9 protein-coding genes are annotated in these 11,579 nt (G+C 74.0%); all 9 read right to left on the bottom strand.

Features of this window, described 5'->3' with window-relative positions:
- Nucleotides 1-91: 91 nt before the first annotated feature.
- Complete coding sequence (locus ACFRMQ_RS05415) at nucleotides 92-1,876, bottom strand: SDR family oxidoreductase (RefSeq protein ID WP_380727177.1); 1,785 nt, start codon at nucleotides 1,874-1,876, stop codon at nucleotides 92-94.
- Nucleotides 1,873-2,796 (bottom strand): M24 family metallopeptidase, encoded by a 924-nt coding sequence (locus ACFRMQ_RS05420; RefSeq protein WP_380727179.1) that lies wholly within the window; start codon nucleotides 2,794-2,796, stop codon nucleotides 1,873-1,875. Before ACFRMQ_RS05420 ends, ACFRMQ_RS05415 begins: the two co-directional genes overlap by 4 nt.
- 13 nt (nucleotides 2,797-2,809) lie before the next feature.
- Nucleotides 2,810-3,901, bottom strand: a complete 1,092-nt coding sequence (locus ACFRMQ_RS05425) for a PDR/VanB family oxidoreductase (protein ID WP_380727181.1) — start codon at nucleotides 3,899-3,901, stop codon at nucleotides 2,810-2,812.
- A 242-nt stretch (nucleotides 3,902-4,143) separates the two neighbouring features.
- Nucleotides 4,144-5,061 (bottom strand): metal-dependent hydrolase, encoded by a 918-nt coding sequence (locus ACFRMQ_RS05430; RefSeq protein WP_380727183.1) that lies wholly within the window; start codon nucleotides 5,059-5,061, stop codon nucleotides 4,144-4,146.
- Nucleotides 5,062-5,304: 243 nt separating this feature from the next.
- Complete coding sequence (locus tag ACFRMQ_RS05435) at nucleotides 5,305-6,084, bottom strand: IclR family transcriptional regulator (protein WP_380727185.1); 780 nt, start codon at nucleotides 6,082-6,084, stop codon at nucleotides 5,305-5,307.
- Nucleotides 6,085-6,296: 212 nt separating this feature from the next.
- Nucleotides 6,297-7,757 carry a catalase gene (locus ACFRMQ_RS05440; RefSeq protein WP_380727187.1) on the bottom strand — a complete coding sequence of 487 codons (1,461 nt, stop codon included), beginning with the start codon at nucleotides 7,755-7,757 and terminating at the stop codon, nucleotides 6,297-6,299.
- 52 nt (nucleotides 7,758-7,809) lie between these two features.
- Nucleotides 7,810-9,015: an allantoicase gene (gene alc / locus ACFRMQ_RS05445; RefSeq protein ID WP_380727189.1), complete on the bottom strand. Its 1,206-nt coding sequence runs from the start codon at nucleotides 9,013-9,015 to the stop codon at nucleotides 7,810-7,812.
- Between the two features lie 215 nt (nucleotides 9,016-9,230).
- On the bottom strand, nucleotides 9,231-10,607 hold the full coding sequence (allB, locus tag ACFRMQ_RS05450) for an allantoinase AllB (RefSeq protein WP_380727191.1): 1,377 nt from the start codon (nucleotides 10,605-10,607) through the stop codon (nucleotides 9,231-9,233).
- A gap of 269 nt (nucleotides 10,608-10,876) precedes the next feature.
- Nucleotides 10,877-11,579 (bottom strand): glycerate kinase (locus ACFRMQ_RS05455; RefSeq protein ID WP_380727193.1); only part of this gene is annotated, 703 nt, incomplete at its 5' end.

An 11,579-nucleotide genomic window follows, 5' to 3' on the forward strand; every position in this document is an offset into this window, starting at 1 on the left:
CTCCATGGACCTCGATGCTCTCACAGCCCCGAGCGGCCCCCGTCGGACGGGCGGGGCGCACGGTGCCGCCCGCCCGGGTGGTCCCGGCCGGTCAGGTGACGTTGAGCCGGGCGGCGAGGCGCAGCAGGCCCGGGCTGAGGCGGGAGAGGAGGCGGGCCACCTTGGCTTCGGGGGTGACCGGGACGACGGGCTTGCCGGTGCGGGCGGCGGTGACGATCGCGGTGGCGACCTTCTCCGGGGGGAAGCCGCGGCGGGCGTAGAGCTTGGCGGCGCGGGCCTGCTTGGCGGCCTGCTCGTCGGCGGTGGTGGCGGAGAAGGTGGAGCTGCGGGTGATGTTGGTGTTGACGATGCCGGGACAGATGGTCGAGACGCCGATGCCGTGGCCGACGAACTCGGCGCGCAGGCAGTCGGAGAGCATGAACACCGCGGCCTTGCTGGTGGCGTAGGCGGTGAGCGCCTTGGAGGGCAGGTAGGCGGCGGCCGAGGAGACGTTGACGATGTGACCGCCCTGGCCGCGGTCGGCCATCAGGGTGCCGAAGGCCCGGCAACCGTGGATCACGCCCCAGAGGTTGACGTCCAGGATGCGCTGCCACTCCTTCTCGGTGGTCTGCAGGAACGTCCCGGAGTGGCCGATGCCCGCGTTGTTGACCATCACGTCGGGCACCCCGTGCTCGGCGGCGACGGTCTGCGCGAAGGCGTCCACCGCGGCGCCGTCGGAGACGTCCACCCGGTAGGCGTGCGCCTTCGGGCCGATCAGCGAGGCGAGTTCGGCGGTGCGCTCGGCGGCTTCGAGGTCGAGGTCGCAGACCACCACCCGGGCTCCGGCCTCGGCGAAGGCGAGCGCGGTGGCCCGTCCGATGCCGCTGCCGCCGCCGGTGACCACGACCAGCCGGCCGTCGTCGCCGTCCGGCCGGGCCTGCCCCTCGTCGGCCCTGGCGGTGAACTCTCGGACCAGTGCGGCCACGGTGGATCCCTTCTCCAGCAGCGCCGACCAGTGGCCGGCGTGCAGCGTCCTACGGGTCAGCTTCGGCGCCCAGCGTTCCAGCCCCTCGGAGAGGTAGGTGCCGACGTACCGGTCCCGGGTGAGGGTGATCAGCTGGACCGGCACCTCGGTCCGCCGCTCGCGCGGACTGCCCAGCGTGGGGCGGAAGTTGGCCCGGTACAGCTCGATGCCGCGGACCGCGTCGCGGCGCAGGGTGGGCTGCGGGTGGTCGGCGCGCGGGGTGACGTGCTCCAGGTCGCGCAGCACCCGCGGCCAGGCCCGGGCGAGGCCGAGGCGCCAGATGCCCGGGGCGAGGTAGGGCAGGTGGAAGGCGGTGATGTACCAGGAGTGCAGGCCCTGGTGCAGCAGTTGGCCCAGGTGGCGCGGGGTGGGACGGCGCAGCCGGTGGCGCAGCCAGTGGCCCATGTGGTCCAGGCTGGGGCCGGACAGGGTGGTGTAGGAGGCGATCCGGCGTTCGGCGCCGGGCGCGGTGACGGCCTCCCAGGACTGGATGGAGCCCCAGTCGTGGGCCAGCAGGTGCACCGGGCGGTCCGGGCTGACCGCGTCGGCGACGGCGAACAGGTCCTCGGCGAGCTGCTCCAGGCGGTAGCCGTCCCGGGTGGCGGGGACGCCGGACTCCCCCGCGCCGCGCACGTCGTAGCGGACCACGTGGTGGTCGCGGGCGAGGTCGGCGGCGATGTCGTCCCAGACGGTGTGGGTGTCGGGGTAGCCGTGCACGAGGAGGACGGTGGGGGCGGCCGGGTCGCCCTGCTCGAAGACGGCGAGCGGGAGGCCGCCTGAGCGGACGGTCCGGCGGCTGACCTGTCGTGCCGTCACGGGCAGTGCCCCGGAGAGCTGTTCGGGCAGCGTCTCGGGCTTCGACGGGCGCTTCATCGGGTGGCCTCCGAGGTGGTCGACGTGACGGTGGTCGGAGCGGCGGCGCTCAGGGCGACGGCGGTCCGGACCGCGGCGGTCCGCGCGGCGCCGGCGCTCCAGCGGCGGACGTGCGGCAGATCGTCGTCGAGCCAGTAGGCGTCGTCCTCGGTGACCACCAGCAGCTCCTCGAACTTGATACCCACCCCCCGGAAGCCGATGTGCGGCTCGACCGCCCACAGGCCCGGCGTCGGCGCGTGCCGGGACGAGCGGCCGTCCGCCCAGAGCGGTGAACGGCCGTGCAGCCGCTCGGAGACGAGCTCGCGGCCGAGGGTCTGGAGGGTGCGCACGCCGAAGCCGAACACGTTCACCCCGGCCGGGCCGCGCGCCGTGTTGCGGGTCACCTGGTGGCCGATCACCCGGCCCGGGTAGACCTGGTGGCGGTTGTCGTAGCCGTGCGCGGCGATCTGCGCGTCCACCGCCGCGTACACCTCGGAGAGCGGCTTTCGGGCCCGCACCTCGTCGAGGATCAGCCTCCGGTAGACCTCCAGGTCGGCGGCCAGCCGGTCCCAGACCCGGTTCTCGCCGACCTTGCCGCCGTAACCGATGTCAGCGGTGTAGCCGTCCACCACGGGCGCGCAGTCCAGCACGTACGGCATGCCCTCCTCCAGGCGGCGGTTGCCGGCGAAGAACTGGAGCGGGGTGCGGAAGTGCCGGAAGGCCGTCCGGTCGCCGAACCAGGCGAAGGGGACGTGGAAGAAGTCCTGCACCCCGGCGGCGACCAGGCGGCGGCGCAGTTCGGCGGTGGCCTGCCGCTCGGTGACACCGGGTTCGATCCAGGCGGCGACCTGCTCGGCGCAGTGGTAGGCGAGTTGCTGGGTCTCCCGGAAGCGGGCGAGGTCGTGCTCGGTGTAGCGGAAGGCGGGGGTCGCGGTCGCCATGGCGGGGCTCCTTCTACTGGAGGTCGAGCACGAGGGTCTCGCCCTCGGCGGCCCGGGAGACGCAGGGCAGCAGGGCGCCGGCCGCGCGCTGCTCGGGGGTGAGGCGGCGGTCCCGGTGGTCGGGCGAACCCGCCAGCACCCGGACCTCACAGGTGCCGCAGAAGCCCTGGTGGCAGGAGTAGGGGAGGCCCGGGCGGGCCTCGCGCAGCACGTCCAGGGCGGAGCGGTCGGCGGGGACGTCGAGGGTCGGGCCGTCGGCGCCGAGGCGGACGGCGAACGGCTCGCCGCCGGTGACCGGGGCGGCGCCGAAGCGCTCGAAGTGCAGGGAGGCGGCCGGGGACCCGTCCAGGGCCCGCTGCACGGCGGTCAGCATCGGGGCCGGGCCGCAGCAGTAGACGGCGGCCCCGCGCGGGGCGTGGGCGAGCAGCTCCGCGCCGGTGGGGGCACCGCCGTGCTCGTCGTCGGTGCGCAGCACCACCCGGCGCGGGTCGAGGGCGCGCAGCTCGTCCGCGTACGGGAGGGTGTCGGCGCTGCGGCCGACGTGCACCAGTCTCCAGTCCAGGCCGTGGCGCCGCGCCTCGCGGGCCATCGGGAGCAGCGGGGTGATGCCGATGCCGCCGGCCAGCAGGAGGACGGTCGGCTCGGCGCAGAAGGCGAAGCCGTTGCGCGGGCGGCGGGCGGTGAGCCGGGTGCCGGGGTGCAGGGTGTCGTGGACCTCGACGGACCCACCGCCGCCCTCGGGAAGTCGCCGGACGGCGATGCGGTAGGTGGTGCGGTCGGCCGGGTCGCCGCTGAGGGAGTAGTGGCGCTCGCGGCCGGAGGGCAGGGCGAGGCGCAGGTGGGCGCCGGGCTGCCAACCGGGCAACGGGCCGCCGGAGGGGTCGGCGAAGCTCAGCTCGACGACGTCGGCCGCCAGTCGGCGGCGCTCGGTGACGACCAGGTGGAGCGAGGGGGTGGGGCGGCTGAGCGGGCGGCGGGGGTTGCGGCGCAGCAGCGGGCCGCCGAGGGCCGGGGAGTAGCGGTCGGCGAAGGCGGTGATGAAGCGCATGAAGCCGTCGGCGCGGGGGCGGCCGTAGAGGTCGGGGGGTGGGGTGAGCAGGTCCATCCGGCGGGGTCCTTGGGCGTTGGGAGGGCGGGGCGGCGGGCGGGGCAGGAGCGGAGCTGACGGAGGCGGGTCCGCCGGGGGGTCGACGGGGGGGGTCGACGGGGGGCGGGGTTCAGAGTTCAGCGGACAGCTTTCAGAGTTCAGAGTTCAGAGTTCAGAGTTCAGCGAACAGATGACGTTTTCTGTTCGCTGAACCCTGTCCCCCCGTCACCGCCGCCCCTCATCCCTCACCCGCGCCCCCCTCACCCGCGCCCCGCCGCCGCGCGCGCGGCCGGGGAGGTGGCGAGGTAGCCCAGCGCCTGGCTGGAGGAGCCCTCCTGCGTCGGGTGGTAGCCCGGCCGCAGGTAACGCAGCCCGGAGCGGAGGGACTTGACCGGGTCCGGCAGCAGTCCGCGCTTGGAGATCCGGCCGGCCTCCCGCCAGGTGGGCTTGAGCCGCCCGCCCAGGGCCGGGTCCGCGGCGAGCAGGAATCGGGCCCCGCGGACCCAGAGGTGGACCAGCAGCGGCCCGGAGATCGCCATCCCGCGCACCCGGCGCAGGTAGCCCGGGTCCAGGTGGACCATCAGGTCGTAGGCGACGCTGCGGTGCTCGACCTCCTCCGCGCCGTGCCAGCGCAGCAGGTCCAGCATCGTCGGGTCGGCCTTGGCCCGGTCCAGCCCCGGGGAGTTGAGGATCCAGTTGCCGAGGAAGGCGGTGAAGTGCTCGATCGCCGCGATGAAGGCGACCCGCTCGATGATGTTCTCCCGCCGCTGGGCCGGCGTCAGCCCCGGCTTGTCGCCGAGGACACGACGGAACAGCCAGGAGACCTGCCGGACGTACGGCCGCGGATCGAGCCCCTGGCCGAGCAGGTGCTCCAGGACCTCCTGGTGCGCCTCCGCGTGGATGGCCTCCTGTCCGATGAACCCGAGGACCTCCTCGCGCAGTTGCTCGTCCCGGATGAGCGGCAGCGCTTCCTTGAAGACCTTGACGAACCACCGCTCCCCCTCGGGCAGCAGCAGGTGCAGCACGTTGATCACGTGGGTGGCCATCGGCTCGTCCGGTATCCAGTGCAGGGGCAGCCGGGCCCAGTCGAAGCGGACGTCCCGGGGCTCCAGGACGAGACCGTCGTGCACGCGCTCGGCGGGGGCGGCGAGGGTGGGGACGGGAGTGGAACGGGACATGGCAGACCCTCCTGACCTGGGAGCGGGGGCTCGACTCAGGGAAACGTACTCGCGGGTAGCCGCGGGGACAAGGGTTTCGGCGGGTCTTATCGACATCGAGTCTAATAAGTGACGCGCACCATACGACGACCTGACGAACACAGGTTCGGAACGCTGGTTCGAAACGCGCGCTCGGGCCGCCGGAAAGCCCGAAGGCCCCGCCGGACGGCACGCGTCCACCGGGGCCCCGCGGCCGGGCGGCGCTCAGACCGCCATCGCCAGCATCAGCGGCGCCGCCCGGGCCGCCAGCAGTTCGGCGGCGGCCTTCAGCTTATGGACGTTCCCCACCGGCATCGAGGTGGCCAGGCAGCCGACCGTGCTGCCCGCCGTGATCGGCACCGCCGCACACACCGTGCCCAGCGCGTACTCCTGGATGTCCAGCACCGGCACCGTGGCCGGCTGCCGCTCCAGCCGGTGCATCAGCTGGTCGGCGTCGGTGACGGTGCGGGAGGTGAGCCGGGCGACCGGGTGCCGGGAGAGGTGGTCGCGCCGGGCGTCCGAGTCCAGCTGGCTGAGCAGGCACTTGCCGATCGCGCTGGCGTGCGCCGTGGCCCGGAAGTCCACCCACTCCAGCACCGCCGGCGCGTGGTCGGCGGCCGAGACCGCCTCCACCGTCAACTCGCCGTCGTGGTAGCGACTGAAGTACACCGCAGCGCCCAACTCGTCCCGGAGCTCCGCGAGTTTGCAGTTGAGCCGGGCCTTCACCAACTGCTCCCGGTTGTGCTGGCCGAGCAGCGCGAAGGTGCCGCCCAGCAGCCAACCCCCGTCCTGGCACTGGAGATAGCCCTCGACCTCCAGGATCTCGGCGAGTCGCCGTACGGTGGGCAGCCCGAGCGAGGTCTCCCGGGCGAGGGCCACCAGGGTGGCGCCGTCGGGGAGGCGGTCGACCGCCTCCAACAGTCTGAGGGCGTGCTGGAGGGAGGTGAACGGGCCCGCCGGACCCTGGTCCAGTGCGGCGTGACGACCCGGGGCTGGTGTCGACATGTCGTCCCCTTCCGATGTCCCCCACGGAGCGCCCGCGGGCAGGCACCAGCCTATCGACCCGGCGACCGCGACGACTGCCGTCCGTGCATATCCGCGGACGTTCCGTACAGCGGCCGTCGGCCGGTCCGGACGGACACCACGACGGTCCGGGCGGACACCACGACGGCCCCCTCCCCGACCGCGCGGGAAGTGGGGCTCGTCGCGCGGGACCGTCAGCCCTCCTCGCCCGCCCTGAGCTTGGCGACGGCGGCGGCCAGCCGGGCGCCGTACTCCTCGTCCGCGGCGTGGAAGTGGGCGAGGTTCTTCTCCACGATGTCGTCGCGCGAGACCTGCGCCAGGAAGCCCGCGAGGTTGTCGACCAGCCGGCTCCTCTCGCCCGCCGACATCAGCCGGTACAGTTCGCCGGCCTGGAAGAAGTCGTCGTCCTTGGTGTGCGCCGGCGTGGTGGACGAGCCGGTGTGGCCGCTCACCCGAACCGGCGCGGCGAGCGCCTCGTCGGTCTGGGCCGGGCCGCCGAACGAGTTGGGCTCGTAGTTCTTGCCGCGGCCGGCGCCGTTGGCCGCCATCAGCCCGTCCCGGCCGTAGTTGTTCGCCTCGGTGGCGCGCGGGGCGTTCACCGGCAGCTGGGTGTGGTTGACACCGAGGCGGTAGCGCTGGGCGTCCGCGTAGGCGAACAGCCGCCCCTGGAGCATCTTGTCCGGGGAGGGGCCGATGCCGGGCACGAAGTTGTTCGGCGAGAAGGCGGCCTGCTCGACCTCGGCGAAGACGTTCTCCGGGTTCCGGTTGAGCACCAGGCGGCCGACCTTGACCAGCGGGTAGTCGGCGTGCGGCCACACCTTGGTGAGGTCGAAGGGGTTGAAGCGGTAGTCCGCGGCCTCGGCGACCGGCATCAGCTGGACGTGGAGGGTCCAGGAGGGGAACACTCCGCGCTCGATGGCCTGGTGGAGGTCGCGCTGGTGCGAGTCGGCGTCGCCGCCGACCACCTCGGCTGCCTGGCCGGCGTCCAGGCAGCGGATGCCCTGGTTGGTCTTGAAGTGGTACTTCACCCAGTAGGCGTCACCCTCGGCGTTGACCCACTGGTACGTGTGCGAGCCGTAGCCGTTCATGTGCCGGTACGAGGCGGGGATGCCGCGGTCGCCGAACAGCCAGGTGATCTGGTGGGTCGAGGCCGGCGAGTGGGCCCAGAAGTCCCAGACGTTGTCCGCCTCCTGCACGCCGGTGTAGGGGTCGCGCTTCTGCGAGTGGATGAAGTCGGGGAACTTGACCGGGTCCTTGACGAAGAACACCGGGGTGTTGTTGCCGACGAGGTCGTAGTTGCCGTCCTCGGTGTAGAACTTCAGCGCGAAGCCGCGCGGGTCGCGCACCGCGTCGCCGGAACCCAGGTTGCCGGCCACGGTCGAGAAGCGCAGGAAGACCTCGGTGCGCTTGCCGACCTCGGAGAGGAAGCCCGCCCGGGTGTACCGCGCGACCTCGTCGGTGACCTCGAAGTAGCCGTAGGCGCCGGAGCCGCGGGCGTGCACGACGCGCTCCGGGATGCGCTCGCGGTTGAACCGGGCCAGCTTCTCCAGCAGTTGCTGGTCCTGGATCAGCAGCGGGCCGTACTCGCCGGCCGACGCCGAGTTCTGGTTGTCGGTGACCGGGGCGCCGGACTCCGTGGTCAGGATCTTGGACATGGGGGGTCCTTCAGGTGTCGATAAGGCGGTACGTGGAGGATGTGACGAATCGTCAGTTCGCGAGCAGCGCGCGCACGACGGCCACGGCCGGGGCCTCGGACGCCCGGCCGGCCAGCGGGCGGGCACCGGTCAGCGCGACGGCCTCGTCCGCGTCGAGCCCCTCGCCCGTGAGGGCCCCGACGGCCTCGGCGACCGGGAGGGCGTCGAACCAGCGCAGCGCGAGGGCGGCGAGACCGGCCCCGGTGAGGCGGCCGGTGAGCCGCAGGCGGGCCAGCCCGCCGTCGGGGTAGACGTTGATCCGCACATGGGTCACCGGACGGCCGGCGGCGAGCCGGAAGCGGTGCCGGGTGTCGGGCTGGAGGCGTGTGCGGGGCAGGAGTTCGAACCACTCGCCGTCGGCCGGGTCGGCCCCGGTCGAGGCGTCGAAGCCGAGCAGGTCGGCCCAGCCGGGGGCATTGCCGACGAAGTAGGACGTGTCCACCTCGGCGGCCAGCACCTCACCACCCCCGGCCAGGGCGATCCGCACCCAGTCGTTGGCCTTGTCACGCCGACGCCGGGTCTCCCAGCCGTCGCCCATGACGGAGGCGCGACCGGGAGCGTTCAGGTTGTGCGGGGAGGAGAAGTAGCGGTCGGACGCCGCCTCGGCCACGCCGCCGAACTCCTGGGCGGCCAGGTCGAAGGTGAGGCCGGCCAGGTCACGCGGGTCGGGCAGCACCTCGCCGTGCACCCGCAGCCGGGCGACGCCGCCGTCCGGGAAGATGTTGAGCCGCACGTGGGTGTAGCGGGTGCCGTCCGCGACGGCGAACTCGTGGGCGGTGTCGCCCTTCAGCGGGGTGCGCGGCACGACCGTGGTCCAGTCGGCGTCCCGCAGTTCCTCGGGCGAGGGGTGACCGGGGACGGACGCGGCCTCGACCGAGGCGGACTCCGGGTAGTTGCCGGTGAAGTGGGCGGTGTCCACGATCACGCCGCGGATCACTCCGGCGGCGCCGAGCCGGACGACCGCCCAGTCGTGGTCCTCGTCGGTGGGGTGCGGCCGCTCGGCGCGGACCCCGCGGCGGCGCTTGGACTCCCAGCCGTCCATGATCTGGCCCTTGTGCCCGAAGGTGTGCGGCCGGAACTCGGCGGGCTTGGTGACCAGCAGGTTCTCCGCGTCCGCGAAGGTGTCCTCGTTGGTGGCGACGACGCCCGCGCCGAGCAGTCGGGAAGCCAGGTCGACCAGTTCGGTGAACGGTGCACTCGGGGTGTCGGCAGTGGTCACGGACTCTCCTTGGGACGCGATCGGACGGGGCGGTGGTGCGGAGGGCGGTGGCGCGGAGGGCGGTGGCGCGGAGGGCGGTGGCGCGGAGGGCGGTGGCGCGGAGGGCGGTGGCGCGGAGGGCGGTGGCGCGGAGGGCGGTGGTGCTGGGAACGGGGGTGGCGAAGTGGACGGTGCGGGCGAACCGACGATGGGGAGGGAACGGCGTCGGACGAGGCCTAGGAGGCGGTGGCGCCCTGGGCGGCGGGCCGGGTGAGCTGCCGGCCGTGGGGCCGGGCCGCGGGGTCCACCTCGCGGCCGCGCAGCCAGGTGCCGCGCACCGCGCCGGTGAGGGTCCGGCCCGCGTAGGGCGTCACCGGGTTGCGGTGGTGCAGCCCGCTCGCCCGGACGGCGAACTCGCCGTCGGGGTCGAACGCGACCAGGTCCGCGTCGTGGCCGGCGGCGATGGCGCCCTTGGTGCCGGTGAGGCCGACCAGTCGGGCCGGCCCGGCGGACATCCAGCGCACCACGTCGGCCAGGGTGTGGCCGCGCCGGCGGGCCTCGGTCCAGACGGCCGGCAGGCCCAGCTGGAGCGAGGCGATGCCGCCCCAGGCGGCCGCGAAGTCGCCGCTGCCGCCGTACTCGGGCAGCAGTTTGAGATCGGGGGTGGACGGTGAGTGGTCGGAGACGACGGCGATGAACTCGCCGTTCGCCAGAGCCTCCCAGAGCGCGTCCCGGTTGGACTCGTCGCGGATCGGCGGACAGCACTTGAAGGCGGTGTCGCCGTCCGGCACCTGCTCGGCCGCGAGGGTCAGGTAGTGCGGACAGGTCTCCGCGGTCACCCGCACGCCGTCCGCGCGGGCCTGCCGCAGCAGCGGCAGCACGGCGGCCGAGGACACGTGCAGGATGTGCACCCGGGCGCCGGTGCGGCGGGCCGCGTCGAGGAGCCGGGCGACGGCCGCGGTCTCCGCGCCGGCGGGCCGGGAGGCCAGGAAGTCCCGGTAGTGGACGCCGGGTTGCCGCGGGGCGGCGGCGAGCACGGCCGGGTCCTCGGCGTGGATGATCGCCAGCGCTCCGATCCGGGCCTGCTCGGCCAGCGCGGCCTCCAGATCGGCGGCCTCGACATGCGGGAACTCGTCCACCCCGGAGGGGGCGAGGAAGCTCTTGAAGCCGAACACGCCTTCCCGGTACAGCGGTTCGAGGTCCGCGAGGTTGTCGGGGACGGCTCCGCCCCAGAAGCCGAGGTCGACCCAGGCCTGGCCCTCCGCGGCCCTCCGCTTGACCCCCAGTCCCGCCGCCGTGACGGTGGGCGGGATCGAGTTGAGCGGCATGTCGATGATCGTGGTGACGCCGCCGGCCGCGGCGGCCCGGGTGGCGGTGGCGAAGCCCTCCCACTCGGTGCGGCCGGGCTCGTTGACGTGCACGTGGGTGTCGACCAGGCCGGGCAGCAGGGCGGTGTCACCGAGATCGGTGAGATCGCCCCCGTCGGCCGTGAGCGAGCCGTGCGGGGCGGTCCGGGCGATCTTCCCGTCCCGGATCAGCACATCCGCGGGACGCTCGCCGTCGGGCAGGACCACCCGTCGGGAGCGGATCACCGTCGGCCGGCTGAAAGGCATGAGGACCTCCGGAACCTGGGAGTCGAGGATGGTTCGAGGGCGCTGCGGGGGTGCTGCGGGGGTGCTGCGAGGGCTCTACGGGGATGTACCGAGGACGCGCCGGAGTGCGTGGAGACGCGTCGGGGGTGCGTCGGGGGGTGCGTCGGGGATCGCTTCGGAGGCCGCTTCCGGGGCCGGCTCTCTGGCCGTGGAACGCGGGAGGTGGTGAGCGGTTGCCGGGAGCCTAGGCCCGCCTTCAACAAAACGTCAATGGATGGAATCGGCCGGGTTCAGCACGGGAGCAGCCGGCCGGCCAGCCGCTCCCCCGCGAGTTCGGCCAGCTCGGCGGCCCTGGTGACGCTGTCCCCCGGCTGCTCGGCCAGGTCGGTCAGGGCGATCGCGGCGGCGAAGCCGGCGGCCCGCCACTCGGGTTCGGACAGTTCCAGCCGGCCCGCCACGGCGGCCACCCGGACCCCGGCCCGAGCGGCCGCCGCGGCGACCCCGGCGGGGGCCTTGCCGTGGAGCGTCTGCGCGTCCAGGCAACCCTCGCCGGTCACCACGAGGCAGGCCCCGCGCACGGCCCCGTCGAAGCCCAGCAGGTCGAGCAGCAGCTCGATGCCGGGCCGCATGGTGGCGCCGAGCAGGGCCAGGGCGGCGAAGCCCACCCCGCCCGCGGCTCCGGCGCCGGGCGCCTCCCGGACGTCCCGGCCGGTGGCCTCGGCGACCAGGTCGGCGAACCGGGTCAGCCCCTCCTCCAGGACCGTCAGGTCCCCGTCGTCGGCGCCCTTCTGCCGGCCGTAGACGGCGGCGGCGCCGCGCGGCCCGAGCAGCGGGTTGTCCACGTCACAGGCCACCACGACCTCGGCCCCGCCCAGCGCCCCGGCGAGCGGGCCGAGATCGATCTCCGCGAGCCGGCGCAACGCCCCTCCGCCGGGCGGCAGTTCGACGCCGTCGGCGTCCCGCAGCCGCACCCCGAGCGCCTGCAGCATGCCG

Source organism: Kitasatospora sp. NPDC056783 (assembly GCF_042789895.1).
Lineage (GTDB): Bacteria > Actinomycetota > Actinomycetes > Streptomycetales > Streptomycetaceae > Kitasatospora.

What these genes read in the sequence shown, in the direction of transcription:
- ACFRMQ_RS05425 (WP_380727181.1), bottom strand. Translation starts at nt 3,901, where the DNA reads ATGGACCTGCTCACCCCACCCCCCGACCTCTACGGCCGCCCCCGCGCC.
- ACFRMQ_RS05415 (WP_380727177.1), bottom strand. Translation starts at nt 1,876, where the DNA reads ATGAAGCGCCCGTCGAAGCCCGAGACGCTGCCCGAACAGCTCTCCGGG.
- ACFRMQ_RS05440 (WP_380727187.1), bottom strand. Translation starts at nt 7,757, where the DNA reads ATGTCCAAGATCCTGACCACGGAGTCCGGCGCCCCGGTCACCGACAAC.
- allB (WP_380727191.1), bottom strand. Translation starts at nt 10,607, where the DNA reads ATGCCTTTCAGCCGGCCGACGGTGATCCGCTCCCGACGGGTGGTCCTG.
- ACFRMQ_RS05435 (WP_380727185.1), bottom strand. Translation starts at nt 6,084, where the DNA reads ATGTCGACACCAGCCCCGGGTCGTCACGCCGCACTGGACCAGGGTCCG.
- ACFRMQ_RS05420 (WP_380727179.1), bottom strand. Translation starts at nt 2,796, where the DNA reads ATGGCGACCGCGACCCCCGCCTTCCGCTACACCGAGCACGACCTCGCC.
- ACFRMQ_RS05430 (WP_380727183.1), bottom strand. Translation starts at nt 5,061, where the DNA reads ATGTCCCGTTCCACTCCCGTCCCCACCCTCGCCGCCCCCGCCGAGCGC.